The 24,226-nt window shown below is 51.9% G+C and carries 19 protein-coding genes and 6 tRNA genes; 14 read left to right on the top strand and 11 right to left on the bottom strand.

Annotation, left to right across the window (positions count from 1 at the left end; all coding sequences use genetic code 11):
• Window positions 1-34 precede the first annotated feature (34 nt).
• Together FIU95_RS12815 and FIU95_RS12810 are read left to right on the top strand one after the other, a co-directional pair.
• Entirely contained in the window at window positions 35-562 is a 528-nt protein-coding gene (locus tag FIU95_RS12815) for a MaoC family dehydratase (protein ID WP_152454145.1), read from the top strand.
• A gap of 25 nt (window positions 563-587) precedes the next feature.
• The gene (locus FIU95_RS12810) at window positions 588-1,106 is read left to right on the top strand and encodes a MaoC family dehydratase (protein WP_172975394.1); all 519 of its coding nucleotides are present in this window, start codon (window positions 588-590) and stop codon (window positions 1,104-1,106) included.
• Between the two features lie 31 nt (window positions 1,107-1,137).
• Here FIU95_RS12810 and FIU95_RS12805 read toward each other — a convergent pair whose 3' ends face one another.
• Entirely contained in the window at window positions 1,138-1,860 is a 723-nt protein-coding gene (locus FIU95_RS12805) for a 4'-phosphopantetheinyl transferase (RefSeq protein ID WP_152454143.1), read from the bottom strand.
• 228 nt (window positions 1,861-2,088) lie between these two features.
• A complete protein-coding gene (locus FIU95_RS12800; protein WP_152454142.1) occupies window positions 2,089-2,772 on the bottom strand; it encodes a glutathione S-transferase family protein in 684 nt (227 codons plus the stop codon).
• A 253-nt stretch (window positions 2,773-3,025) separates the two neighbouring features.
• On the opposite strand from FIU95_RS12800, the gene FIU95_RS12795 reads away from it, so the two are divergent.
• From FIU95_RS12795 to FIU95_RS12770, 6 genes are all read left to right on the top strand, one after another.
• Window positions 3,026-4,015, top strand: a complete 990-nt coding sequence (locus tag FIU95_RS12795) for a helix-turn-helix domain-containing protein (protein ID WP_253868619.1) — start codon at window positions 3,026-3,028, stop codon at window positions 4,013-4,015.
• Between the two features lie 141 nt (window positions 4,016-4,156).
• Window positions 4,157-5,167 carry a tryptophan--tRNA ligase gene (locus FIU95_RS12790; RefSeq protein WP_152454141.1) on the top strand — a complete coding sequence of 337 codons (1,011 nt, stop codon included), beginning with the start codon at window positions 4,157-4,159 and terminating at the stop codon, window positions 5,165-5,167.
• 88 nt (window positions 5,168-5,255) lie between these two features.
• Window positions 5,256-6,830, top strand: coding sequence for an AbgT family transporter (locus tag FIU95_RS12785; protein WP_152454140.1), 1,575 nt, complete (start codon window positions 5,256-5,258; stop codon window positions 6,828-6,830).
• Window positions 6,831-7,266: 436 nt separating this feature from the next.
• Entirely contained in the window at window positions 7,267-9,483 is a 2,217-nt protein-coding gene (locus tag FIU95_RS12780; RefSeq protein WP_152454139.1) for a TonB-dependent siderophore receptor, read from the top strand.
• 38 nt (window positions 9,484-9,521) lie between these two features.
• Window positions 9,522-10,160 (top strand): hypothetical protein, encoded by a 639-nt coding sequence (locus FIU95_RS12775; RefSeq protein ID WP_152454138.1) that lies wholly within the window; start codon window positions 9,522-9,524, stop codon window positions 10,158-10,160.
• A 46-nt stretch (window positions 10,161-10,206) separates the two neighbouring features.
• Window positions 10,207-11,718: a PepSY domain-containing protein gene (locus FIU95_RS12770; protein ID WP_152454137.1), complete on the top strand. Its 1,512-nt coding sequence runs from the start codon at window positions 10,207-10,209 to the stop codon at window positions 11,716-11,718.
• A gap of 18 nt (window positions 11,719-11,736) precedes the next feature.
• Here FIU95_RS12770 and FIU95_RS12765 read toward each other — a convergent pair whose 3' ends face one another.
• The 3 genes from FIU95_RS12765 to FIU95_RS12755 all read right to left on the bottom strand — a co-directional run bounded on the left by FIU95_RS12765 (window position 11,737) and on the right by FIU95_RS12755 (window position 13,679).
• Complete coding sequence (locus FIU95_RS12765; RefSeq protein ID WP_253868617.1) at window positions 11,737-12,198, bottom strand: GNAT family N-acetyltransferase; 462 nt, start codon at window positions 12,196-12,198, stop codon at window positions 11,737-11,739.
• Between the two features lie 135 nt (window positions 12,199-12,333).
• A complete protein-coding gene (locus FIU95_RS12760; RefSeq protein ID WP_152454135.1) occupies window positions 12,334-13,068 on the bottom strand; it encodes a triacylglycerol lipase in 735 nt (244 codons plus the stop codon).
• A 113-nt stretch (window positions 13,069-13,181) separates the two neighbouring features.
• Window positions 13,182-13,679, bottom strand: a complete 498-nt coding sequence (locus FIU95_RS12755) for a PH domain-containing protein (RefSeq protein ID WP_152454134.1) — start codon at window positions 13,677-13,679, stop codon at window positions 13,182-13,184.
• 182 nt (window positions 13,680-13,861) lie between these two features.
• Here FIU95_RS12755 and FIU95_RS12750 point away from each other — a divergent pair, with 182 nt between their 5' ends.
• Together FIU95_RS12750 and FIU95_RS12745 are read left to right on the top strand one after the other, a co-directional pair.
• The gene (locus FIU95_RS12750; protein WP_152454133.1) at window positions 13,862-14,752 is read left to right on the top strand and encodes a patatin family protein; all 891 of its coding nucleotides are present in this window, start codon (window positions 13,862-13,864) and stop codon (window positions 14,750-14,752) included.
• 338 nt (window positions 14,753-15,090) lie between these two features.
• Window positions 15,091-15,549: a GFA family protein gene (locus tag FIU95_RS12745; protein WP_152454132.1), complete on the top strand. Its 459-nt coding sequence runs from the start codon at window positions 15,091-15,093 to the stop codon at window positions 15,547-15,549.
• Window positions 15,550-15,673: 124 nt separating this feature from the next.
• On the opposite strand, the gene FIU95_RS12740 is transcribed toward FIU95_RS12745, so the two are convergent.
• From FIU95_RS12740 to FIU95_RS12715, 6 genes are all read right to left on the bottom strand, one after another.
• Window positions 15,674-15,750, bottom strand: a tRNA-Asp gene (locus FIU95_RS12740).
• Window positions 15,751-15,798: 48 nt separating this feature from the next.
• Window positions 15,799-15,874 (bottom strand) — tRNA-Val (locus FIU95_RS12735).
• A gap of 485 nt (window positions 15,875-16,359) precedes the next feature.
• Window positions 16,360-16,436: transfer RNA gene (locus FIU95_RS12730), tRNA-Asp, on the bottom strand.
• A 48-nt stretch (window positions 16,437-16,484) separates the two neighbouring features.
• Window positions 16,485-16,560: transfer RNA gene (locus tag FIU95_RS12725), tRNA-Val, on the bottom strand.
• 481 nt (window positions 16,561-17,041) lie between these two features.
• A tRNA-Asp gene (locus FIU95_RS12720) sits at window positions 17,042-17,118 on the bottom strand.
• A gap of 48 nt (window positions 17,119-17,166) precedes the next feature.
• A tRNA-Val gene (locus tag FIU95_RS12715) sits at window positions 17,167-17,242 on the bottom strand.
• Window positions 17,243-17,417: 175 nt separating this feature from the next.
• Here FIU95_RS12715 and FIU95_RS12710 point away from each other — a divergent pair.
• The 4 genes from FIU95_RS12710 to zipA all read left to right on the top strand — a co-directional run bounded on the left by FIU95_RS12710 (window position 17,418) and on the right by zipA (window position 24,093).
• The gene (locus FIU95_RS12710; protein WP_253868615.1) at window positions 17,418-17,945 is read left to right on the top strand and encodes a cytochrome c-type biogenesis protein; all 528 of its coding nucleotides are present in this window, start codon (window positions 17,418-17,420) and stop codon (window positions 17,943-17,945) included.
• Entirely contained in the window at window positions 17,942-19,195 is a 1,254-nt protein-coding gene (gene ccmI, locus FIU95_RS12705; RefSeq protein ID WP_152454130.1) for a c-type cytochrome biogenesis protein CcmI, read from the top strand. Before FIU95_RS12710 ends, ccmI begins: the two co-directional genes overlap by 4 nt.
• Window positions 19,196-19,531: 336 nt before the next feature.
• On the top strand, window positions 19,532-23,035 hold the full coding sequence (gene smc / locus FIU95_RS12700) for a chromosome segregation protein SMC (RefSeq protein ID WP_152454129.1): 3,504 nt from the start codon (window positions 19,532-19,534) through the stop codon (window positions 23,033-23,035).
• A gap of 23 nt (window positions 23,036-23,058) precedes the next feature.
• Complete coding sequence (gene zipA, locus FIU95_RS12695) at window positions 23,059-24,093, top strand: cell division protein ZipA (protein WP_152454128.1); 1,035 nt, start codon at window positions 23,059-23,061, stop codon at window positions 24,091-24,093.
• Window positions 24,094-24,226: the final 133 nt, after the last annotated feature.

Here is a 24,226-nt window from a genome sequence, read left to right as displayed (position 1 = left end):
GCATTTGACTGTATAAAAACCTCAAGAGGGTTCTATGGATCGGTTTCGTTTTCCCGCTTATATTCAGCTTGGCAATAATCGCTACCGTGAGCGTTATGGACTGGATTTCGAAGATTTCAAAGTGGGTCAGGTTTTTCGCCATCGGCCAGGTGTAACAATTAGCCAGCAGGATAATGTGGAAGAGTGTATTAATACGTTTAATCAGGCGATGATCCATTTCGATGCGCATTACGCCAAACAGACAGAATTTAAGCGTCCTCTTGTCGATACCACCTTGATTATTCAACGCTTAATGGGGCTGACTTGGAAAACTTATTATCGTCGCAAGCGTATAGTGGAGTGGAGCTGTATAGACATGTTGGCCCCTGTGTTTGGTGGGGACACTTTGTATGTAGGGACTGAAGTACTGTTTGTTGGTGCAAATTTGAAGGATTCAGAATCCGGTTTGATTGAGGTTGCACTTCGCAGCTCTAATCAAGATCAACAAATAACTTGTGAGATGCGATGTAGTATGCTGATTTACAAGCGAGATCATCTGCCATTTTCGGCAAAAAACTATTAGCTTCTGTTGCAAGTGGGAGAGGTCTGTGAAGGATTCCTTACATTTCCTAAGGGAAGTTGAGCCAAATACCTATATCGAAACCTGTGGTGTCGACTATGAGGACTTTGAAGTAGGCCAGATATTTGAGCACCGTCCGGGTCATACTTTCTCTGAGGCCAGCTGTTTAAATTATGCGCGCCACTCTTTCGACTTAAGTCCTGGATATGCGGACCAACGTTATGCGCGTAGAGTTTATGGTGATAGGGTAAGAGTGCCAGAGACTTTTGTGCTGAGCGCAATGGCATTAACAACCCGTACCTTCGGTAAGGTCGTGGCCAACCTGAGTATGACAGAATGTAAAGTTAAAGCTGTTTACGCGGGAGATACCCTGTATTTGGAATCAGAAATTCTGGGTAAGCGAAAGTCCAAATCGCGCCCGGATCAGGGGCTTTTACATATTAGTTCCCAGGCTCTCAATCAAGACGGGGCCTGTGTCTGCTCCTTTGAACGGAAGCTCTTGGTTTATCGTCGGAACCTTGGGCCTTATGAGAAAGCCGGGTATTAACTTTCACAGGTAGGAATAGTTTCAGAAACCTTTAACATTCAAACAGTGTAATAAAACCTTTCTTGTGGGAATTGTAGGCCCCCAAAAATCGCTGGCCTTTTATGGCCTCGGGGCATAAATCACGACTTAATGTTAATGCTATTTTTTTGTTTTTGCAGTCGATATCTTGGATCTCTGCATCGAGAAAATCGAAGTATTGTTTGGCTGTGGGATAGAGGGCCTTAAATAAACTCTCTTTGACGGAAAAAGCAATAGTCAACCATTGCTCAAGTGGTAAATCTGTTTGAGATAGGCGAGTTTCTTCTGCTTGATTAACGATAAGATTTTTTATTTCTCTCGCAGTTTCTGTAGATATTGTGGGCTCGTAATCAATACCAATAGCTTTGGGCTTGTTGTTGAGTGCACAAATGGCAAGGTCATGGGTGTGAGTAATAGAGCCTGGTGTATCTGTTGGCCATTGGGGGCTTCGATTGGGGCCAATGGGTACATGTGTCTCAATATGTCCAAATTGCTGGAGCGCAAGATGTGCACAGTATCTGCCCGCTAGAAACTCGGCTTTACGCTTTTGGCAAGCCTTAGTGATTTTATCTGGGAAATGGATGGCGAGTGTGGTGAACAGGCTGTCCTGATAGCTTTCCTGGCTGAACTGGCATTCTAGTATCAGGCCTGAAAATTCGAAGAATTCTATAGGTTGGGTGCCTGTTATAAATCCAGGTGTACTGTTTAACGGTGTATCTTGCTTTGTTTGCAACATTATGGTCTTCAGTGCTAGCAGTTACTGTCTGTATTTTTTAAGGAAGAAATTCTTAAGGGGAAGCTCTAAAGGGCTTTTTTTCTAGAGGATATTCTGCCATAGAGTAATTGCCGGCGCAGCTTTACTTTGCTGCACCGGGGTTGTCACGCTGGGTATCGAATTTTAGTGCTAAATGCAGGTGGTTTCATGTTAAGAATAAAGGCATCTAATATAGTGAGCCGTTATCATTTATTGTTGGCGCAAATCCGTTATTATTGTTCCAGAGCTCCGTACCTCTTCCTCATGGGCTGACTCTCTCCATGGCTCCTTGATGGCATCGGCTATCCATTTTTGCATCGAGGGAAGGCTGTGAATCAATTTAATATATTGCTTTGCGTCTTCGCTGAAGGGTAAGTTGTAATTTTCTGCCCTTATTGTAACTGGAGCGAAGAAGGCATCGACTGCAGTAAATTCTTTCCCAGCGAGAAATGGGCCTCCAAATTTCTGAAGACCTTCAGTCCATAGCTCGTTAATCCGATGAATATCTTTTTGCAGGGGAGCTGAGACCTCATACAATTCTACTTTCAGGCCGCAATTCATTGGGCAGATATTCCTTAGGGCGGAAAAACCAGAGTGCATTTCTGCCGAAGCGCTACGAGACCAGGCTCGGGTTATTCGATCGCTAGCCCAGACTTGAGGGAAGTCTTCAGCGATATATTCGGTGATCGCCAGAGAGTCCCAAATCGTGGTTTCTTCCGTTTTCAGGCAGGGCACCTGTCCGCTTGGTGAGAAACTGTGAAACTTTTCCCAGCTGCCGCCTTCCTCAAAAGTAACCAGTTTTTCGTTAAACGGTATTTCCAGCTGGTGCATTAATAACCAGGGCCTGAGAGACCAGGAAGAATAGTTTTTATTTCCAATAAATAATTGATACATAGGCTTCCTCTATAGGTATTTTCCGGTGCTGAGTGCTTATGAGTGCTTATGAGTGCTTATGAGTGCTTAAAAGTTCAGTGAGTTTAGGTTAGATACCTATCTAGAGAATATCCTCCCAATTTCACTGCCTGAACAATAGTTTGCCCACAATTGCCATTTATAGCGATTGGCTTGAAAGCCAATAAACGCTAACTTTACGCCATTCACAATTTTCTTTGCCGTTTGCTGGATGTGGTACGAATTGGATAACCCTATGACAATAAAGCAGGAAGCTATGCGTGTGGCCATATTGGCGCACAGCCAAGTTGCACTGTTTGAACTGGGGTGTGCTACAGAGCTGTTCTGCCTAAGCCGCCCTGAGACAGAAGAGCTCTATAGTGGTGAGGTGGTTACTTTTGCTGAGGCTGCCCCTGCAACGAGTGGAGGGCTTGCACTGCAGTGCCGTCAGGTAAATAGTTTGATGGAATTTGATCTGCTTGTGATTCCCAACTGGCCGACAGTGTCGCTCCCAAGAGATGCCTATGTGGCGCGCGTTCACCGAGCGGTTACGGAGTTTGCCGCGGCTGGGCGCCAAATCCTGACCTTTTGCTCCGGTGCTTTTCTTCCCGCGGAACTCGGTCTGCTAGCGGGTAGGAAGGCCACAACGCACTGGCGCTATGCGGAGTCTTTTCGGCAGCGTTTCCCGAGCGTGGAGTATGTGGGCGATGTGCTCTACGTTTGGCATGATCAATTGGCTTGCGCCGCCGGCAGTTCTGCAGCTATTGATCTGGGTATCGAGTTTCTGCGGCGCACCTATGGTTTTGAATTGGCTAACGCAATAGCCAGGCGCTTGGTGATGGCCCCTCACCGGCAGGGGGGGCAGGCTCAATTTATTGAGGCCCCGGTGGCCAAGCGACCGGATTACTTTGCCGGTGCGCTAGATTGGGCTCTGGCCAATCTGCAGGGATCATTTACGGTGGATGATTGGGCCAACCAGGCGCATCTTTCCCGCCGCAGTTTTGATCGAAAGTTTCGCCAATCAATGGGGACCTCACCAAAGGAGTGGCTGATCCAGCAGCGTTTGCGGGTGGTACAGAAATCACTGGAATCTGGCGAGCTGACAGTCGATGGTGCTGCCCACATGGCGGGTTTTGAGAGTAGCACCACTCTGCGCCACCACTTTCGCAGAACCTTTGGGATCTCTCCCAGTCAGTATCGCAGGCAGTTCTCTGGTGGAGCTGGCCCCTCTGTGGATAGCCACTGAGCCATGCCGACCACAGTTGGAGCACTAGAGAGGCGGGCAAAGGTCTGGAAGAGGATGCCCTCGGCTGATACAACCCCAGGCGCGAACAGGTTATGATTCTTCCTTTTATTGCCTGAACTCAGTACGGAAAACGAAGGATTTATGAGCAAACAGCGCGTATTGACCGGTATCACGACCACCGGTACTCCCCACCTGGGTAACTATGTTGGTGCGATCCGCCCGGCTATCGCGGCAAGCCAGGATGAGAACAATCAGTCTTTTTATTTCCTGGCGGATTACCACGCGTTGATCAAGTGCCAGGACCCGGAACAGGTACATCAATCCACCCTGGAAATTGCTGCGACCTGGCTGGCCCTGGGCCTCAACACTGACAATGTGATTTTCTATCGTCAATCCGATATTCATGAAATCCCCGAGCTGACCTGGCTACTCACCTGCATGACCGGCAAAGGCTTGATGAATCGTGCTCACGCTTATAAGGCCGCCGTGGATGCCAATCGTGCAGATGGTGAGGATTCTGATTTTGGCGTCACCATGGGACTTTATAGTTACCCGATCCTGATGGCTGCAGACATCCTCATGTTCAATGCCAACAAGGTACCAGTGGGTAAGGACCAAGTGCAGCATATTGAGATGGCCCGCGATATCGCTCAGCGCTTCAACCACCACTATGGCGAGCATTTTGCCCTGCCAGAGGCGGTAGTGGACGACCATGTGGCGGTGCTGCAGGGGCTGGATGGTCGCAAAATGAGCAAGAGCTACGGCAATACCATCCCCTTATTCCTACCAGAGAAAAAGCTGAAAAAGCATATTAATAAGATCAAGACCAACCTCCTGGAGCCGGGCGAGCCCAAAGACCCAGATACTTCTACGGTTTTCCAAATTTGGCAGGCCTTTGCTACCCAGGAGCAGACCGCGGAAATGCGCAAGGCGTTCGAAGAGGGTATCGCCTGGGGCGAGGCCAAGAAGCAGCTATTCGAGCTGGTCAATGGCCAGATTGGCGAGGCGCGTGAGCGCTATAACACTCTGCTAGAGAATCCCTCCCAAATTGAAGAGGAGTTGGAGAAGGGCGCAGCCAAGGCCCGTGCCTACTCGGCACCGTTTATCGAGAAGTTGCGTCACGCTGTGGGTATTCGCAAGATTGGCCAGTAGCCTTTTTTACAACGTGGGAAGTTACTGTTAAAAGGTTCTTCCCACGCCTTTCACTCTAATAACAAATAACAAAAGTACAGGTTTCGATATGGAAAACGTTCAGGCAAGCCCCGCAGGGGGCGATAATGCCAATAACAAAAATGGTTGGATCAACCGGGCACTGAATTTTATTGAGGTAGTAGGTAACAAGCTACCCGACCCCGCCGTACTCTTCCTGGTATTGATGGTGGCCATCTGGGTGCTGTCCTGGCTGCTATCTGGTGTGAGCTTCGATACTTTGCATCCAGCCACGGGGGAAGCAATTCAGGTAACCAACCTTCTTTCCAGCAGTGAATTGGCCCGCTTCCTCTCCAGTATGGTGACCACCTTTACCGGCTTTGCGCCTCTCGGCGTAGTGTTGGTGGCGATGCTGGGTGTGGGTGTGGCGGAACAGAGTGGCTTTATCAATGCAGTGCTGAAAAAGCTGTTGGCGGTAACGCCTCAAATGCTGCTGACCCCCATGTTGATTCTGGTGGCGATTGTCAGTCACACCGCAGTGGATGCCGGTTATGTACTGGTGATCCCCCTGGGCGGTGTGATTTTCTATGCGGCCGGTCGTCACCCGCTGGCGGGTATTGCCGCCGCCTTTGCCGGTGTCTCGGGTGGTTTCTCGGCAAACTTTGTGCCCTCGGCAATTGACCCTTTGCTTCAGGGCTTTACCCAAACTGCGGCACAGATTGTTGACCCGGAAATTCAGGTCAACCCGCTTAACAACTGGTTCTTCACCTCGGCGTCCTGCTTGGTGGTCACCATGTTGGGTTGGTGGCTGACCGATAAGGTGATTGAGCCCCGCCTGAAGAATGTTGCCATCGATGGCGATAAAGAAGATATGCCGGTAATGCAGGAGCTGGGAGCCCGTGAGAAAAAGGCCATGTACCTGGCGGTTACCGTAATGGTCGCCGGTATTGTCGGCCTTATCGCCTGGATGTTGCCGGAGACCTCCGCACTGCGCGATTCCCAGGGGCAGCTTGCCTCCTTTGCTGCACCGGTGATGAAGTCTATTGTACCGCTGATCTTCCTGCTGTTTATTATTCCTGGTGTGGTTTTTGGCTTTGCGGCAGGGACCTTTAAAAAGAGTAAGGACGTAATCGATGCGATGTCTAAGACCATGGGTTCCATGGCGTATTACATCGTGATGGCCTTTTTCTGCGCGCTGTTTATTTCCGAGTTTGCCCGCTCCGGCCTTGGCACCCTGTTGTCGATAGAGGGAGGTGGTTTGCTGGCGGCTATGAACCTACCGGGCCCGATCACCCTGATGGGGATCATTGTACTGGTGGCGTTCATCAATCTGTTTGTGGGGTCTGCCTCTGCCAAGTGGGCGCTGCTCTCTCCGATTTTTGTGCCTATGTTGATGCAGATTGGCTTCTCCCCAGACCTGACCCAGGCGGCCTACCGAGTCGGTGATTCCTCTACCAACATCATTACCCCATTGATGCCTTACTTCCCATTGGTGGTTGTCTACTGTCAGCGCTATGTGAAGAGTACGGGTATAGGTACTCTGGTATCTATCATGCTGCCTTACTCGGTGGTATTCCTGATCTGCTGGACCCTGTTCCTCGTTCTTTACTGGAACTTGGGCATGCCTTTGGGTTTGCAGGCGAGCTATACCTATCCGACGCCTTAGCAGTTGGCTCCGGTGAGGTTTAATCCTCGCTGGAGCATAAAATTATTTTACCTTCAGAGGTGCCCGAAACTCGGGGCGCCTCAACTTCCCTCAAGAGCCGGTTAAAATTTGGCCTAATCTGTTCAAGCTCGCGTTATAAGTCCTCGCCTAAGTATAAAAATATTGGCTAATTTCAGCTTTTTACTGACTGCCTGTATTAATCACCTCCATCGGGCCTAAGGCCCTCTGCATATCTCTTTTACTGCGCCAGTTACGTTTGTACCCCTGGTTTGGGTCTGATTGTTTACATGCCCTTGGCTATTTGGTGAGTTGCATTAGTAAAAAAATGTTCTAATAATGTTGTAAGTGATAACGATTCCTATTAAGATCCGCGTCATTAAATGTTGGCAGCGGCTGCTGCGACAACAAAACTTCCAATGATTGTTGAGGGATCCCCATGGGCACCGCTCGTTTCCAAGGTTCACGTCAAAACTCCTCTCCTGTTATCTCCGGCCTTAGCCGTTCCCTGCTGGCGCTGGCTGTTGCCGCAGGCAGCTCTGCAGCTGTTGCTGCCGATGATAAAAATGAAGTTCTTGAAGAGGTTAACGTAACCGGCGAGCTCAACCTGGATCGCCAGACCTCTATTGGTAAGTTGGATATCCCGGTGGATGAGACGCCGTTCTCAATCTCACTGCGCGATAAGGATTTCTTTGATGTTACTGGCTCTAAGACTGTGCAGGATATCCTGCAATATTCTGCCGGTGTGAATGGCGGCTTGTTTGGTGTTGATGCTCGAGGCGATTGGTCTACCGTGCGTGCTGTTGACCCAGTCATGTTTGTCGATGGACTAAAAACAACCTTCGGTAGCTATACCGGCTCACGTGCAAACCTCTATGCCTTCGAACGTGTTGAAATCCTCAAGGGGCCTTCTTCTGTTCTCTATGGGCAAGGTTCTACTGGAGGTATCGTGAACCTCGTTTCCAAGCGCCCCAAAGAGGAGTTTGGTGGTGAGCTGATGGTGCAGGGCGGTGACTATGATCGCAAAGTAATTGCTGGCGATGTTACCGGGGCCTTGGATAGTAATGGCGAGTGGCTCTATCGCGTGACGGGTTACGCCCGAGATGCCGATGCTCAGGTTGATCATGTCGATGACGACAGCATTCTGTTTATGCCTTCCATTTCCTGGCGTCCCAGTGCGGATACCGAAATTACTTTCTTGGTGAACCATCAAGAAGAAAACACAGGTACCACTGCGGCCTTCCTGCCCTGGGGTGGCACCATTGTTGATAACGTAAACGGTGAAATCCCGACCGATACCTTTATTAGTGAGCCAGGTTGGGATAAGTACGACACGGAACAAACCGCTTATAGCTTGTGGGTTGATCATCGCTTAAATGATAGCTGGGGCATCAATGCAGGCCTTCGTTATTCAAAAGGGGATGTCGACTACAACTCGATGTATGCTGATTACAGTCGTGAACTGCGCTTACAAAAAGATCTCCGTCAAGTATCGCGGACGGTCTATATGAAAGACGCGAAAAGCGATCTTTTGATTTTTGACCTGCGCTTGTCAGGCGAACTGACTACTGGTGCTTTTGAGCATCAGATTTCTGCAGGTATTGATAGCCAGAATGCAGAAATCGATAACAGTATTTTGAGAGTGCGTGGCCTCGGTGGTGTCGTTGATATTTTTGATCCGGTTTATGGTTTTGTACCAGAAGGGCTGGAAGAGCGGGATAGAGAGAATACCGATGTCAATGCTGAGCAAGTAGGTATTTACCTCCAAGATCAAGTTAGCCTTGGCAGCCTTATTTTTAATTTGGGCTTGCGTGAAGATAGATTGTCTTCAAGAACACAAAGTAATGTTGCTAAAAATGTAAGTGGCAAGCAGAGAGAGACGGAAGTCACTAAAAGATTTGGCTTAATGTATGCCTTTGATAGTGGTGTATCTCCTTATATTAGCTATTCAGAATCTTTTGAGGCTGTCTTAGCAGATCCGAATAGCCAGGGCGGTACCTACGAGCCTGTTAAAGGGGAGCAAGTTGAAGCCGGTATTAAATACCAGCCAGAAGGTACTAATATCCTGATGACTGCTTCTGCTTTTGAGATTAAGCAGAAAAATCGCTTAACTTACGGTCTCGATGGATCTTTCCGGCAAATCGGTGAGGCGCAGATTGATGGGTTTGAGCTTGAGGCCAGTGGGCAGTGGGGTAATTTGACGTTAGTGGCGAATTACAGCCAAATAGACACAGAAGTGCTAGAAAGTAGTAATCCACTTGAAGTTGGCAGTGAAATCGAGACTGTCCCTGAGGAGCAATTCTCTCTCTGGGGCAACTATGACTTTAGTGAATGGGTTTCTGGTCTAAGTGTTGGGGTAGGTGCTCGCCATGTTGGTGAGAGTTATACCGGTATTGATAACGTTCATGCAGCCTTGGTAGCTTTTGATTCTAAAAATGCTGCTTATTACGATTATGTTTTTGCGGATTTCCCCACAGAGAATCCATCTTACACCTTATATGACGCAACTATCGGTTACACCCTGGAAAGCTGGAAATTCCAGCTGAATGTGAAAAACCTGACCGATGAGGTTCACACCACCTCTTGTTTGAGCCGTGGTGATTGCTTCTACGGCGAGCGCCGTTACGTGACTGCTGAGGCACGTTACACTTTTTAAGTTAGAGTAGACTGGGAGTTTGTCCGCAGGGGGAGTCTGTGGGCAAACTCCCTTTTTTGCGTTTCACCATCGGGCGGGAGCCTAAATCTCCCGGTGTGATATTTATGCCAAGTTCCTTCTACATCATCGCCGGACTGGCCACTATTTTTGCCATTGCCGGTATTTTTGGTCTCTACTCAGCCTGGCTACGTAGCGGCTCTCAACCGTTGCGTCGTTGGATGGGTTGGGGCCTGTTGTTGTTATCGGCATTCGCCTGGAGTGCAGTGGTGGGGGTGGAATATGGTGTGAGTATTGCCACACTCCTGGTTATGCTGGCCGCCCTGACCTTGCTTGCCTTAAAAGGCGATTGGCCGAGCGGTCCCCCCAGGCAGGAAAAGCAGAGGTCGGGTGGAGCGGCACCGAAGGAGGCCTTGTGGCAATTATGGCTGCGAGGCGTTTTACGTTTCCTGGCTATCGCATTGTTACCAACGGCTAGTGGTCTTTTGGCCGGCCTTCTTTATTTTGGCTTTACCGGTTTTGGTGAGAGCGCCCGTCTTGTGGGGGCGGCCTTTGTTGCCGTTATTGTTTGGACCCTGGCAATGGTTTGGTGTAGTGCGGATAAGAAGCTGCTTCGCCCCAGCGCGGCGCTAGTGGTTTTTTCACTGGCGAGTGGCTTTGCCGTAATGCCAGCGGCATAAGCTAATAATGATTTTGAGATCAAAGAGACCTCACTAGGAATTCAACGTGAAATTTTCCCTAAAGCCAACTCCCGCCTTTGTGCGCGATATGACGGATGGACATTCGGTTCTCGGTTTGGCCATCTCCACTCTGCTCTATATCGTTTGTGTCAGTGGAACGCTTGCCGTTTTTTACAATGAATTTGAGCGCTGGGAGCAGGCTTCAGAGCTGGAAAACCTCGATGTCAGCCCCGCTGTATACCAGCTTGCCACCGAGCAGGCAGTTGCCCTGGCGAAAGAGCAGAACGAAGAATTTGAATCGGTAAAATTTACCATTCCCAATACAGATATGCCCAGGTTGACCGTGGAAGTGGGGGATATTGAGCGCTATGTCGCCGAGGACGGTTCTCTACTGGGTGAGGTAGCACACGAATGGACGCACTTCCTTGCTTATTTGCATTTTGCATTAAATCTGCCCTTAGGGTTTGGGGTTCCTCTTGTAGGCTTGATCGGTGTATTGATGACAGCACTGATTATTTCTGGATTATTGGCACACCCGAAGATCATTAAGGATGCTTTCTCTCTGCGCTTGGCGGGCTCCAAGCGTTTGCAGCAGGTGGACTTGCACAACCGGCTGGGTGTCTGGGCAGCACCTTTTCACTTGGCGATCGCTATTACTGGTGCTTTTATCGGCCTTTCTCAGGTGGCGGCCTTTGCAATTGCCGGTGTTTTCTTTGCTGGGGATACCGAGAGGGTTGAGCATATTCTGTATCGTGAGCATCCGGTGATGGAAGAGAATGCCGCACAGGTACCTCTCCCGGATTTTGCCGCGATTCTTGCCCAAATGGAGCAGATCGCACCGGGTGAGGAGCGCACTAAGCTTGAGGTTGCCTTTCCTGGCCGCGAAGGGCAGGTTGTGGAGATTTGGACACGGGTACCTGAGAAGCTGGTTTGGGGTGAGCGTTACCACTTTAATGGGGATGGCAGCCTGATAGAAAAAGAGGGGTGGTCTGAAGGGGATGCCGCCAAGCAGGTATACCTCTCCACATTCCGTCTGCACTTCGGGCATTTTTCAGGTTTCCCAGTAAAAATTGCCTATTTCTTGCTGGGTATCGCTATGTGCGTGCTGGTGGTGTCTGGTATTAATATCTGGTTGGTGCGCAAGCGCCAGCGGGGGCAGTCGGCAGTGCGCCTTGAGCGTATCTGGATGGCTCAGGTCTGGGGAATTCCTTTTGCTATTGCATTGAGTGCTGTGACTTACCTGGCCTTTGCCATGCCTGCCGCCCAGGTATTCTGGCTGACCACAGTTGTTTTGAGTGTGGTAGCTGCTTTTGTGGGGACTGTTGCCGGTTGGTCTATGTTGCTCCGCGGAGCAACCATCGCAGCCTGTATTCTGGCAGTGGTGGTTCACGTCTCCCTGTATGGGGCGGATTCCTTTGTGAGAGCCTCACTGGTTGCCAATGCGGTGTGGCTGTTGATTGCTGCGGGTATCGCGGCCTCCTGCCTGTATACCTGGGTGCGCCAACGGGATGGCGCTTTTGCTTCCACCGTTGGTCGGCCAGTTGTTGGAAGTAACTAAGCTGGCATTGCCCGGTATCTATTCCGATGCCGGGCGCAACATCTCTATGTGGGGTATGCCGTCTTCGTCGTAGGGGGCGGATACTTGCTCAAATCCAAACTCTCCATAAAACCTGCGCAGGTGCTCCTGGGCAGAAATGCGAATCCCCGAACCTGGATACTCCGCCTGGGTTTGCTCAACCGCGCGGCGTATCAGTTCTCTGCCCAATCCCGTGCCGCGGCTAGACTCTGCGGTAAGCACGCGGCCTATTGAGGGCTCGGAATATTTTTTGCCCGGAAATACTACGCGTAGGTAAGCCACCAATTGGGGCGATTGGCTCTCCTTGTCCCAGCAGATTAGGTGCCAGGCTTCTTGATCTTTTCCATCGGCATCTTGATAAGGGCAATCCTGCTCTACAGTAAAAACCTCCTGGCGTGCCCGCAAGATTTCATAAAGCTGATCGATAGAGAGTTGTTGAAAGCTACACCACTGCCACTGCACTATATATTACCTGTGTTTTTATAGGTGATTTTGTAAGGGGTAGCCCGGATGTTAAACCGACTTGAGGGGTAAAAAAAGCTGGAATGGAGTGGGCCCTTGATCTTTCGCAAAAGCCCAGTGGTTGGTGTGCGTTGTTCAGTTGGCAGGAGCTACCTGGGTGCCTCTTTCAAAGGAGCCGTGCTCGAGATAATGCAGTACCTGGGCGATGACTTTTTTATCCTTCATCATAAAGACATGGGTTACCGGCATTTCCAAGTGATCATTCATGCCTTCCAGCTTGGTACTGGAAACCGAGACCTTGCCGTCATCGGTTTCTGGAATCAGTCGTGACAGTATCAGGTTGATACTACGAGTGCCCGCGATAATACCCACATCAAAATTCGCCTTGCCTAATTTATTGGGGATACTCAGCTCCCCGGTGCCCAGTTGCAGGCCGGCATCTCCAAAGGCAAATTCAAACCCTGGGAAATTGCCGAGCTTGTCCACCACTTCACTACCTTTATTGGGTGGGCCCAACATAACCACGCGATTGAGGTTCTCAACTTCTACCTGGCTTAAATATTGGCGAACCAATATGCCCCCCATGGAGTGGGTGACGAAATTGATTTCTCCGTGGCCAGCACAGCTGTCTAGTGCCGGAGCTATGGCCCTGCCGGCCAGTTCCTCAATGGGAAAGCGGGTGGAGGGATAATCCACATTGACGGTTTTGTAGCCGGCGGCGCTGATGGCTTGCTCCAACTTGGCCATGGAGCCATCTGACTTGGCGAGGCCATGCAGCAGTATCACGCAGCCAGAGTGGGCATTTACTGACAAGGCGGCCAGGAATATTGGCCCAAGGTATAGCGACAGGGTGAGAACAAGTTTCTTCATTGATGCTCTTTCAATAGTGACTCTGGCGACCGCAGTATGCGGCTAGGTTTGTAAAAAACCAAGGCGTCAGCTGAGGAGGAGGGTGGTCATGATAGAGAGTTTACCGCCGCTTATTATCTGATGTGTTGGCGCAGCATTTCAGCCATGTGCTCGGGTTTATTCGGGGTGATTACCAGGGTCTTGCCGGGGAAATACAAAACCAGAGCCTTCTCTTGGTCTGTAACGAAGGCCCGGTAACGGCCTAGTTGTTGGTTTTGAAAAAGGCCGATGTAGCCAAAGAGACCTGAATTGCCAAAGATGCGGACCGATCCTTGCATGGCTTTAGGATCAACTTTGACCTCTTTCAGCCCTTCCAGGGAGATAGAGGTTTTCCAGCCGGGCCTCAGTATTTGCAGGTTGTTGTTTACCAAGCTGTAGCCGCGGATAGCAAATGCGGCGCCCAGCAGCAAAATGAACGGCGGTAGAGCAATGGCAATGCTATAGAGGAGGGAGGGGCTCTGCTGGGACTTTCCTATCAGGATAAAAGGTATCGCCAGAAGCAGAGCAGCGCTCAGCAAGCTGATAATTTTTAGTTGGCGGCTCCAGGGGGCTTGAAAAACAACAAGAGGCATAAATTACTCAATAGGCAATGAACAGTCTGAATGGCTCAATCATAGTGCTGATGGAATCGGCTTGGCAAAACCACTGTCCAATTTATCGGTAATTAGCCTAAAGGAAAGCGGAGCAAGCCGATCAAGGCATAGTTTTTAGAAAGTAGCCTTTGAACAATATTGATTTCAATATCGGATTAACGATGACAAGCGGGATTGAAGAGCTAAACCAGAAATCTGCCCTGGTTGTAGAGGGCGGCGCTATGCGTGGCATTTTCGCAGCGGGCGTCTTGGACGCCTTTATCGAGAAGGATTTCTGCCCCTTTGACTTTGCTATTGGCGTTTCAGCAGGGTCCACTAACCTGATTGGTTACCTGGCGGGTGACCATGGTCGCAGTCGCCAGATTTTGTTGGATCATGCAACGCGAGCAGACTTCATTGATTGGCGGCGCTATCTAAGGGGAGGGCACTTTTGCGATATCAACTGGCTGTGGCACGCCTCCTATAATGATGTGCCCTTAAGCATTGAGCGCTATACGAAAAATGGCGTTCCCCTCTATGCGGTGACAACCAGCATCACCAGCGGGCAGCCCCACTATGTGTGCGTGACTCCCGAGAATATGCATGAGGTATTCCCTGCATCCTGTGCAATCCCCATGGCTTACCGAGAGTTTCCGCCAGTGGCCGGAGAGCCTATGACCGATGGTGGCCTGGCGGACTCAATCCCGGTTATTCGGGCTTATGAACAGGGGGCGCGGGATATTACTGTGATTCTTTCGCGTCCTCTGGGCTATAGGAAGCCCGTGGGTTCCGCACCAAGGTTTATCAAGCAGTTTTTCCACGACCACTCCCGCCTGTTTGAGGCGGTTCTGGAGCGTGGAGAGCGCTATAACCGTGCCTTGGACTTTATCACGGCGCCACCCTCGGACTGTCGGGTATCGGTGATTGCACCTCCAGCAGACTTCCCGGTAAAGCGCTTTACCCAGGAGATTGGGTTGCTTGAGAGGGGCTATGAGATTGGGGGCGAGCTTGGCAGGCGGTTTCTGAGTGATCCGGTGGATGAGGCGGCTTCAACAAAGCCCGGGAGCTCGTAGGGAGTTGGTGACTCACCGGGTAACATTCCACTGGAAGATGGAGCTTATGAAATCGGAAGCGTGGTCGGCCCATGGGTGTAGGGAAAATCCCGATAATTGGCATTTACTTCCTCCCTAGCCTGTAGGAGGCTTGTGTGGGGGACGGATAATGTTGCTACCCTAAGGAACCTTTAAAAATTCCATAATGCCCATTCTTACCGCCAAACCTGCCAGGTGGGATTGTTAGAGCTCACTCACTCTTGTTGTGAGCCTTTGAGTTGCAGGATTGCAAAGGGGTTGGGTTTCAATCCAATTTCACACAAATTTTTGAATAACAAAGATAAGGGAAGGAGGACAGTATGAATGGAAAGTGCCTTTGTGGCGCTGTTGAGTTTCAGTTGGATGAGCCACTACCCGGCCTATATCAATGCCACTGTTCACTCTGCCGCAAGCTGAGTGGTTCTGCATCTGATGCCGCCATGTTTATTGGTCGCGATCAGTTTCGCTGGGTAAGGGGGCTGGACAAAATCTCCTCCTATCGAAAACCCAGCGGCTACCGCTCCGATTTCTGCAGCCACTGCGGCAGCTCTGTTCCTCACTTGATGAGTAATACCACGCATTTCTGGGTTCCTGCGGGCCTGCTCGATAGTGATTTTCGCGGTAAGGTGATGGCTCACTTGTATGTTGATTCCAAGGCGCATTGGGATGAGATTGGTGGTCAGGCAGAGCACTTTTCGGAGATGCCGGAGCTGGAAGAGCTGAGCAGGCTGCTGCACGAAGAAATTGAAAAAGAAGAGAGTGAGCTTCTGGAAACTTGAATCAGAGCGGACTTCAAAAAATTATTTAACCACTTCTGGTCAGTTGGTTATTGGCGTATACATTGACGTATACAAAGGCATATACAAAAAAGCCCCGCTCTTTCGAGCAGGGCTTTTTTGTATATGGCGGACCGGACGGGACTCGAACCCGCGACCTCCGGCGTGACAGGCCGGCATTCTAACCAACTGAACTACCGGTCCGCATTCCTGCTTCTCTTTGTTGCTCTTGCCGGGCAAGAGTAAGAGAAGTGGTGGGTGGTACAGGGGTCGAACCTGTGACCTACGGCTTGTAAGGCCGTCGCTCTCCCAACTGAGCTAACCACCCCTCGTCAGGAGCTGCGTATCTTAATGATATTTTTCCTGCGGTAAATAGCTTTAGCAGAAAAAATTAAATAAATAATTAATTTAGAGTGAAAAATAATCAGTTCGCAGGTGGGTTTTTTGAATCTATTCTTTGAGAGTTTTTATAGAAAATAAAACTGATTTTAGCTATGTATGCTGTTCAATAATTAAATGCAGCCTGAGAATTTTTTTGGTGTGTTTGCTGAGTATTTTATCGAACACAGCGGGTTCTCGTCGTGCTCGGGCAGGGAGATTCCTACTGAAAAATTGCTACAGCGAAATAGTTGCTTCTGAGTTGGGCGTTGGCTGCGAGCCAGATCATATCGCGCGATCACATTAAGTTTTCGTGCTGAGCTTCAGGCAGAGATTGTAGGGGTTGGTGCAACTTTTTGCGGGAGGCTCGTGAGAGTTGCTGATGTGTGCATATACAAAAAAGCCCCGCTCTTTCGAGCAGGGCTTTTTTGTATATGGCGGACCGGACGGGACTCGAACCCGCGACCTCCGGCGTGACAGGCCGGCATTCTAACCAACTGAACTACCGGTCCGCATTCCTGCTTCTCTTTACGCCTCTTGCCTAGCAAGAGTAAGAGAAGTGGTGGGTGGTACAGGGGTCGAACCTGTGACCTACGGCTTGTAAGGCCGTCGCTCTCCCAACTGAGCTAACCACCCCTCGTCAGGAGCTGCGTATCTTAATGATATTTTTTTGGTGGTCAACAGCTATGGCAAAAAAATTCTAAAAATTTGATTTGGGATGAAAATCCATCAATTAAAGAGCGGTTTTTTCTCGTGTCTGCCCGCTAAATATTTTCATGGGCAATAGCCTGCTATTTATGTATCCCATTAGTCATCAAAAACAGTCTAGGAAGCTTTTTGTAGGCTGGTAGTGAGCTTGGAGATTGTGAGTGTATTTTATTGGGGGCGATGTTGTACGCACGCAGAGAAGGTCACTGACAAGTATTTTTGTGTGTCGAGCTGATTGGGGTGAGGGTTACATCTCGCACCATATTGAACTGCTGTACGCTGTACCTTTGTTCAGGAGCGGATTCAGAAATGTGGTGCAATTAATCACGAAATGTTTTTAACAGTTGTAGCTGCAGTTGCGAGCGCATACAAAAAAGCCCCGCTCTTGCGAGCAGGGCTTTTTTGTATATGGCGGACCGGACGGGACTCGAACCCGCGACCTCCGGCGTGACAGGCCGGCATTCTAACCAACTGAACTACCGGTCCGCATTCCTGCTTCTCTTTGTTGCTCTTGCCGGGCAAGAGTAAGAGAAGTGGTGGGTGGTACAGGGGTCGAACCTGTGACCTACGGCTTGTAAGGCCGTCGCTCTCCCAACTGAGCTAACCACCCCTCGTCAGGAGCTGCGTATCTTAATGATATTCCCCGCGGCGTCAACGCCTTTTTTGAATTTTTTTTTGTCTTTCAATGAGTTAAGGCATTTAACAGTGAGATGGTGGGCGTGTCCGGCAAGTGGCGACACTGTTATAATCGCATAAATTTCCAGGGTATGAGCGTGAGACAAACCGTGAAACAGAAAAGCTGGCTAGGGCAATTTCTACTTGCGTTTGGTGTGCTGTGCCTTTCGCTTGTGGCGCAGGCGGTGGTGGAGACGGAGAAGTTGTCCTCTCCGGAATTGGAGGCACGCTACCGGGTGCTGATCGAAGAAATGCGTTGTCCAAAGTGCCAGAACCAAAATCTGGCCGACTCGGATGCGTCGATTTCTGCCGATTTGCGCCGGGAAATTCGCCGGCTACTGGAAGAAGGGTTCACGGATAAAGAAATTGTTGACTATATGGTGGCCCGTTATGGGGACTTTGTTCTCTATAGGCCTCCGGTGCAGCGCAATACCCTGGCGCTTTGGTTGGCTCCCGGCATCTTTGCCCTGGTGGGCCTGCTGGCTTTGATTGTGATTGTGGTGCGTTCTCGCAGTGGTACCGGTGCCAGTCAGGAAGATGGCTCTGGTGAGTTGACCGCTGAAGAGAGGCACCGTCTGAAGAAACTGCTGGGTGATGACCTGGAAGATTTGACTGACCCTGGGAAGAAGAGCAAATGACTGATATTTGGTTTGGTTTGGCGATCCTGCTATTGCTGTTAGCTTTTGTCTTCCTTTTGCCTGGGCTTCGTGGGGCGGGAGCCCGACGCTCGGGTGGCGACAAGCGTGAAGCCCTGGCGCAGTTGTACCGAGAGCGCACACGAGAGCTTCGCGCAGCCGTAGAAAGTGGCGCTATGGATGAGCAGCAATTTACCCAGCTTGAAGCGGAGATGGCCCGGGAGCTGTTGAGCGCCAAAGAAGGCGCTGATGCGGTAACTCCTTCACGGCGCGGTTCCGGATTGCTGATTGGCTTGGCGGTTCTGGTGCCTGTGGTTGCAGTGGGGGCCTATGTCTTGTCTGAACGCCCGCAGGAAGTAGCCCTGTACCGTGAGATGTTGGCCAGTCAGCAGGGGCAAACCGACCCCTCAGCTGAAGAGCGAATCACTAACCAGTTGAAGCAGCGGGCCGAGACACATCCAGAGGATTTGAGCAGTCGCTTCGTCCTGGCTCAGAGGCTTCTGGTCAGTGGTGATATCGACGGTGCGGTGAGTGCCTATCGCTATGTGCTGTCGCGGGAACCCGAAGCGGTTATGGTCAAGGCTGAGTTGGCGCAAGCGTTGTTTTTTGCTGGCGGCTCTAAAATAACCGATGAAATTCGCATTCTGGTTGGTCAAGTACTGCAGGCTCAGCCGAGTAATGGTACGGCGCTGGGTTTGGCGGGAATTGCTGCTTATGAGGATAAGGATTACCGCAAGGCGCGGGATCACTGGCAGGGTGCGCTGGCACAGTTGGCGCCTGGGTCTGCCGCGGCAGAAGCGCTGGCGGCGGGTGTGGCCCGCGCAGAAAAGGCCCTGGCTGAAGATGGTAAAGATGGTGCGGTCGAGATCGTTCAGGCCGCTGTAGAGGAAAATTCCGCAGCTGAGGGCAAGGCCGCAGCGGAAATCCGTGTGCAGGTGAGCTTGAGTGATCAAGTCAATGCAGATCCATCGACCCCAGTGTTTGTTTACGCCCGCAGCACTGATAGTCCCATGCCCCTGGCGATTGTGCGCCTGACCGCGGGTCAGCTGCCTGCCGAAGTGGTGTTGGATGAATCCCGGGCAATGATGCCGGGGCGTTCCATCTCCACCGTGGATACGGTGCAGCTGATCGCGCGCCTGGCTTTACGTGGCGATGCGCGCCCTGCAGCGGGCGACTGGCAGGGCTCAATTAAGACCCTGCCGAAATCCGATTGGGGTGAGTCACAGTCCATCGTAATCGACCGAGAGCTGTAAATTTATTCGGTATTCAAGCATTCCGTCGGCAGGCCGCGATGCTCTTTTGAGTGTCGTGGCCTGAGAACTATTTGACGCCCGAGCGGTCACAGCCGCGCCGGCAGTTAATAAGATTTTATCCTGCCGTTTCTACTGATTTTGTATTGCTTGAAATGTTGGCGTTGGGTACCAGTTAAAGTCGATGCGCGATCATGACTTGACCACTGGCCATTCAGGCCGATAATCCGCGTGAAAAGATACTGTGAAAAGCCGCGCTGAAAGCCCCGGTGGCGCCATGTACAATTGAGTGTTTGGTGATCGGGCCGGCAAAGATAAAAATACCGAGTTTAAGAATACATGCGTCTGAAGTGCATCAAGCTTGCGGGTTTCAAATCCTTTGTTGACCCCACCACTGTTTATTTCCCAACAAACCTCAACTCGGTGGTTGGCCCTAACGGCTGCGGCAAGTCGAATACGATCGATGCTGTGCGTTGGGTAATGGGGGAATCGTCCGCGAAAAACCTGCGCGGCGATTCTATGACAGACGTTATCTTCAATGGCTCCAGTGGCCGCAAGCCTGTTGGCCAAGCCTCTATTGAGCTGGTATTCGATAACTCCGCTGGCAAATTGACCGGCGCCTACGCCGCTTTCTCCGAAGTCTCTGTAAAGCGCAAAGTTACCCGAGAAGGGCAGAATAACTACTACCTGAATGGGGAGAAGTGCCGCCGCCGCGATGTAACCGATCTGTTCCTGGGGACCGGTCTCGGTCCGCGCAGCTACGCGATTATCGAGCAGGGCATGATTTCGAAGTTGATCGAGGCCAAGCCTGAGGAACTCAGGGTTTATATCGAAGAGGCCGCCGGCATTTCCAAATACAAGGAGCGTCGCCGCGATACGGAAAACCGTATGCGCCGCACCTCGGAAAACCTGGAGCGCCTTACCGATATCCGCGATGAACTGGATCGGCAGTTGTCGCGCTTGGAGCGCCAATCCGCCGCGGCAGAAAAATATAGCCGCTTTAAAGAGGAAGAGCGCAGTCATAAGGCAAATTTACAGGCCCTGAAATACCGTGAACTCAATGAACAGGCCGTGGCCAAACAGCAACAAATTGGTGAACTGGAGCTCACCGTTGAGGAGTTGGTAACCCGGCAGGTGAATTGTGATACCGGCATCGAGCAAAAGCGCGTTGGCTATCACGAGTTATCCGATGGTTTTAATGAGGTGCAGGGGCGCTTCTATGCCGTGGGCGCGGATATTGCCCGCCTGGAACAGAGTATTGCCCATGCCCGCGAGCGCTCCACGCGCCTGCAATCCGACTTAGCCCAGACCGAGCAGGAATTCCGCGAAGCGGAGACCAACCTGGAAGTGGATCGCGAGAAGGCAGCCCAGTTCGAAGAAGAGCTGGAAGTGATTGTTCCAGATCTGGAGATGGTGCTCGCCGCGGAGGAAGATTCCGCCACCGGGCTGCTCGAAGCCGAAGAGCAGATGCGTAACTGGCAAAACGAGTGGGACCAGTTTAACCAGGGTGCTTCCGGCTCTCGCCAGAAAGCCGAGGTGCAGCAGTCCCGCATCCAGCATCTGGAGACTTCCGGGCAGCGACTGCTGGAGCGTATTAACAAGCTCATCGCAGAGCAGGCTGGCCTACAAGTTTCCGAGGATGACGAGGAAACCCTGCAGTTGAATGAACAGCTCGCTGAGCTGGAGATGCAGGTGCAGGAGCGTCGCGAGGAAACTGCCGAGCGCACAGAATCCCTACAGGAACTGCGCAATCGCGAGCGGGAGCTGGCGACGGAACTGGACCAGCTGCGTCTGCAGTTGCAAACCAGCCGGGGCCGCCAGGCTTCTCTAGAGGCGCTGCAACAGGCTGCGCTGGGGCAGGGCAAGGCGGTGGAAAATTGGTTGCAGCAGCAATCCCTGAGTGATCGCCCGCGCCTTGCCGACCAAATACAGGCGCAAGCGGGCTGGGAAACTGCGGTGGAAACCGTACTCGGCCAGCAGTTACAGGCGGTCTGTGTTGAGCAGTTGGAAAGTCTGACCGAGGGCCTGGAGCAACTGCAAAGTGGTCAGGCCGTCTTTATCGATGGTACTGCGGTGGGGGCAGCAGCCGTTGGGCAGTTACCCACTTTGGCGAGCGTTGTACAGGGGCCATCGTCTCTCACCGGTTTGCTCGCCGGAATCTATACCGCGGACACTCTTAATGAAGCGCTGACACAGCGCGCTGGCCTGCAACCCCATGAATCCATAGTGACTCGCGATGGGCTTTGGCTCGGTCCGAACTGGTTGCGAGTGAGCCGTGCCAGCGATGCTGAGACCGGGGTGCTCGCCCGCAAGCAGGATCTGGAAGCGCTGTCCGCAGAGATATCTCTGTGTGAAGAGCAGATTGAACAGTGCAGTGAGCAGCGTGAATCTTTGCGCGAGCAAGTTACCGGTGTTGAGCGGGCGATTGAACAGGCCCGCAACGATTCCGAGCAGCTCGGGCGACGTGAGGCCGAATTGCGCAGTCAGCTCTCCGCCCGCCGCGCCCGCGCGGAACAGATGAGCGAGCGTCGCCATCGTATCGAGCAGGAAATCGCCGAGGTGCGCGAGCAGCAGGAGATTGAGGGCGAGTCACTTTCCGAGGCACGCCTGATGCTGCAGGAAGCCGTGGAGGCCATGAGCGATGACACCGATCGTCGTGAAATGCTCATGGAGCGCCGCGAGGCCCTGCGCGAAGCTCTGGATGCCGCCAGACAGCGTGCTCGCGAAGACAAGGATCGCGCTCACGAGCTGGCTATGCGCGAGCAATCGGTGCGCACCCAGATGGTTTCTCTGGAGCGCACATTGCAGGTGATGAGCGAGCAATTGGAGCGCTTGCGCAGCCGCCGCGCCCAGCTGCAGGAACAGATGGCTGAAACCCAAGACCCCTCCCAGGATTTCCAGATGGAGCTGGAGGAGAAGCTGGGTGAGCGTATCGAGGTGGAAGCTGAGCTGGCAGAAGCGCGTAAAAAGCTCGAAGAGGTGGAGACCGGCCTGCGTGAGCAGGAGCAGGAGCGGCATAAAGTTGAGGCGGCTTTACAGGGCGTGCGCGCCCAGTTGGAGCAGGAGCGCCTCTCCGCACAAACTCTCGAAGTACAGCGCAATGGCCTGGTAGAACAGCTGCGCGAAGACGAACAGGATTTGGATCAGCTGCTCGAGCTACTGCCTGGGGATTTGACGATTGCCCAGGTGCAGGAAGATCTGGAGTTGGTGGCCGCGCGTATCTCACGCCTGGGTCCGATCAACCTCGCTGCTATTGATGAATACAAACAGGAGTCTGAGCGTAAACATTATCTGGATCGCCAGTATGGCGACCTGATGGATGCGCTGGAGACTCTGGAAAATGCAATTAAGAAAATCGACAAAGAGACGAGAAGCCGCTTTAAGGAGACCTTCGATCAGGTCAATGCGGGTTTGCAGGAACTCTTCCCGAAAGTTTTCGGAGGCGGTAACGCTTATCTGGAGCTGACCGGCGAGGACCTGCTCGATACCGGGATCGCGATCATGGCGCGCCCACCGGGCAAGCGCAACAGTACGATTCACCTGCTCTCCGGTGGGGAGAAGGCGTTGACGGCAATCGCCCTGGTTTTCTCTATTTTCCGCTTGAATCCAGCACCTTTCTGTATGTTGGACGAAGTGGACGCTCCTCTCGATGACGCTAACGTAGGTCGCTACGCACGAATGGTTAAAGAAATGTCAGAACACGTTCAGTTCATCTATATTACCCACAACAAGATTGCGATGGAGATGGCAGATCAGCTGTTGGGTGTGACCATGCATGAGCCGGGTGTATCTCGCCTGGTGTCGGTGAATGTGGAAGAAGCTGCTGAGCTGGCTTCTGCATAAGGCGTAAAAGGAGGGGCGTTTAAATGGATAACTGGCTGGTTACGATCCTCGTTATTGTGCTGCTTGTAGTGGTGCTGGATGGTGTACGCCGCGCAATTTTGCGACAAAAAGCCGCGGTGAAGGTATCGCGGAATCTGTCCAAAGCGATGCAATCCGAAGTGGGGGGCCATGTGGACCCGCTTGTGCAGGAGGAGGCTCGCCCACCGGAAGTGGGTGAGTTTTCCGATGAATCCCAGGAAGAGGCAAAGCCGCGACCGGCAACCAGTGAGTTGCCCGGCCAGGTGCGTGTCGTGCAGAGACGCGCTATGGAAGACGCTCTGCATGTGAACCGCCAGGTGCAGGAGAGTTTTATTTCCTCACGTAAACCTCTGGCTGGCAGTACGCCGCAGCGCAGTGCCCATGAGCAAGGGGTGCTGGATCTGGAGGAGCAGGTCCCCACGTTGATGGACTCTGTGGGCGAGGAGCAGCGCTTTGAGCCGGCGCTGGACGAGTCTGAGAGCTTCAGTGCGCTCACCGAAGAGCGCGCAGAGCTCACGTCCCAACGGGCAGAGCCCCAACCCCGTGAAGCCGATACGCGTGTGTCGGTCAGCAAAGACGCCTCTGCCGAGAAAAGCTCGGCCCGCGATGAGGTGTTGGTGATTAATGTGATGGCCCCTGAGGGGGATTACTTTGAGGGTAACGACCTTTTGCGGGTAATGGTGGCCTCGGGTATGCGTTTTGGTGAGATGAATATCTTCCATTACCACGAGGATGGCGGTGCCGATGGCGCTGTGATTTTCAGTCTGGCCAATATTGTTGTACCGGGCGTTTTTGACCTGGCGCAAATGGAGGAGTTTGCCACTCCGGGAGTCAGTATGTTCCTGGCGCTGCCGGTTGAAGGCGAGGCGATTAAAGCTTTCAACCAGATGCTTTCGACCGCCCATAAAATTGCCGAACTACTCGGTGGTGAGCTGAAGGATGAAAATCGCAGTGTTTTCACTGCCCAGACCGCTGAGCACTATCGCCAGCGCGTAGTGGAATACCAACGCCGTCGCGCCCTGAATAAGGCGCAGGGCTGATAGCCTGCTGCGCTATTAGTTCGCATAGTTTTTACAATTCTTACTTTGTAACAGCGCGGCTCCAGCTCGCGGAAAGCCCTCGGGCTCAACCGCGGCCTGGGGCCGTTGTTGCATTGGAATTCAATTTTTCTGA

The sequence above is a fragment of the Microbulbifer sp. THAF38 genome, from assembly GCF_009363535.1.
In the GTDB taxonomy this organism is placed as follows: Bacteria; Pseudomonadota; Gammaproteobacteria; order Pseudomonadales; family Cellvibrionaceae; genus Microbulbifer.
Note: the sequence above shows the minus strand (reverse complement) of the source record. Positions and strands in the feature narration are given on the sequence as shown.

Bases quoted from the DNA above. Each gene is read 5' to 3' on its own strand.
- FIU95_RS12815 (WP_152454145.1), top strand. From the start codon at position 35: ATGGATCGGTTTCGTTTTCCCGCTTATATTCAGCTTGGCAATAATCGC.
- FIU95_RS12805 (WP_152454143.1), bottom strand. From the start codon at position 1,860: ATGTTGCAAACAAAGCAAGATACACCGTTAAACAGTACACCTGGATTT.
- FIU95_RS12800 (WP_152454142.1), bottom strand. From the start codon at position 2,772: ATGTATCAATTATTTATTGGAAATAAAAACTATTCTTCCTGGTCTCTC.
- FIU95_RS12795 (WP_253868619.1), top strand. From the start codon at position 3,026: ATGACAATAAAGCAGGAAGCTATGCGTGTGGCCATATTGGCGCACAGC.
- FIU95_RS12790 (WP_152454141.1), top strand. From the start codon at position 4,157: ATGAGCAAACAGCGCGTATTGACCGGTATCACGACCACCGGTACTCCC.
- FIU95_RS12785 (WP_152454140.1), top strand. From the start codon at position 5,256: ATGGAAAACGTTCAGGCAAGCCCCGCAGGGGGCGATAATGCCAATAAC.
- FIU95_RS12780 (WP_152454139.1), top strand. From the start codon at position 7,267: ATGGGCACCGCTCGTTTCCAAGGTTCACGTCAAAACTCCTCTCCTGTT.
- FIU95_RS12760 (WP_152454135.1), bottom strand. From the start codon at position 13,068: ATGAAGAAACTTGTTCTCACCCTGTCGCTATACCTTGGGCCAATATTC.
- FIU95_RS12755 (WP_152454134.1), bottom strand. From the start codon at position 13,679: ATGCCTCTTGTTGTTTTTCAAGCCCCCTGGAGCCGCCAACTAAAAATT.
- FIU95_RS12750 (WP_152454133.1), top strand. From the start codon at position 13,862: ATGACAAGCGGGATTGAAGAGCTAAACCAGAAATCTGCCCTGGTTGTA.
- FIU95_RS12745 (WP_152454132.1), top strand. From the start codon at position 15,091: ATGAATGGAAAGTGCCTTTGTGGCGCTGTTGAGTTTCAGTTGGATGAG.
- ccmI (WP_152454130.1), top strand. From the start codon at position 17,942: ATGACTGATATTTGGTTTGGTTTGGCGATCCTGCTATTGCTGTTAGCT.
- smc (WP_152454129.1), top strand. From the start codon at position 19,532: ATGCGTCTGAAGTGCATCAAGCTTGCGGGTTTCAAATCCTTTGTTGAC.
- zipA (WP_152454128.1), top strand. From the start codon at position 23,059: ATGGATAACTGGCTGGTTACGATCCTCGTTATTGTGCTGCTTGTAGTG.